The following is a 1297-nucleotide window of genomic DNA, read 5'->3' on the forward strand; positions in this document are numbered from 1 at the left end:
GTATCGGCTCAATAAGTAGGGGGAGCAGTTATTCTAGTTGCCAAGACAAGCCCAAGGGATGAAGAGAAGATGTTTCGCGAATAATAGTGGAGAGAGAGGGAATGATTCCAAGTTGAGAAATTCGGTCACGGACATAATCAAAAAAACTGATTCCCAACTGACGAGTAGTGGCAACAAGAGACATAAAAGTATCCCAGGCCTGAGTACCCTCAATCGTCTGAGTTGCATAGCTAATATTACGTCGCTGCACCATAGTTCTGGCAGCTAACTCAGCCGGATTATTGTGCAAGGGTAATTCAGGATGCTCTAAAACCATGAGCAACTCCGATACTTTTGTCGCAGTTAATTGTTTGCGTTCATCTAACAATTTATAACCGCTTGGAGTTGTAAAAAGCCGCCAAAATTTAGACTTTAATTGGTGTGCATATTCTGCACTAGGAGCATCTTTGTAAGCTAATAATTCCCGATAATAATCCCAAAAATCTTCGATAAATTTCCCTAAGATTACTTGATGACAAGGGAATACCGGGCTTAACTTCTTGTAATGCCTTCCCTCATGCACCCAACATAACGCTCTATCCGCAGTGATTAACTTGAATTGCGGAGCATCATCACAACAAAGAGTTTGTACGACGGGACAATCGGTTTGCTGATGATAGAAAGCAATAGCTGCTGATTCCTTAATCCTGGTCAGTTGTTGAGAACCCAGTTTGGGTACATAATTATTGAGTAGGTGATTAAACTGTGCTTCACTCAACACTGTTTCTTGAGGTAATAGTTTGAGAGCTTTTTGCCATTTGGTTGGGATTTTGAAGTCCTGAATTAGTGAGAATGTCAGTGGATTCAGAATATATTTGAGTTCTTGTCCCGGCTGTAATCCTTTCAGTACCGTCAGTCGGTCTTTATTGGCTGTCGTAAAGTAGACTGTATATAAAGGGTTGCAGATGACATTGGTGGTATAGTTTACTCCACCTACACGCGCACCAGTTTGGTCGAAGTGTTGCCAAGGACTACTCGCTAGTCCTGAATCATAAACTTCTTTTTTCTCGGTTTCAAAACCTGAGTGGTTTTTGATTAATAGGTTGGATAAATAACCGGCTGACATGGAAATGCCTAAATCGGCTAAAAAATCTAGTAGTTTGCCTTGCGTCATATTGCCACCATAGTACAAACCGATCATTAGGGCTTTTATTCCTGGTCCAAATTCTCCTTCGTAGCCCAATGGTAATTCTGCTACATAAGTTTTCCCAATTGAAGGTGAGTAATATTTCTGTTTACGGAATAATATATTGTCGGT

General features: G+C 40.8%; 1 protein-coding gene. It reads right to left on the bottom strand.

The window, feature by feature from the left end; translation table 11 throughout:
• Positions 1-28: 28 nt before the first annotated feature.
• On the bottom strand, positions 29-1297 hold a 1269-nt coding region (locus QUA62_RS29205; RefSeq protein WP_333408282.1), incomplete at its 5' end, for an IS66 family transposase.

The sequence above is a fragment of the Microcoleus sp. MON1_C1 genome, assembly GCF_036701945.1.
Classification (GTDB): Bacteria; Cyanobacteriota; Cyanobacteriia; order Cyanobacteriales; family Microcoleaceae; genus Microcoleus.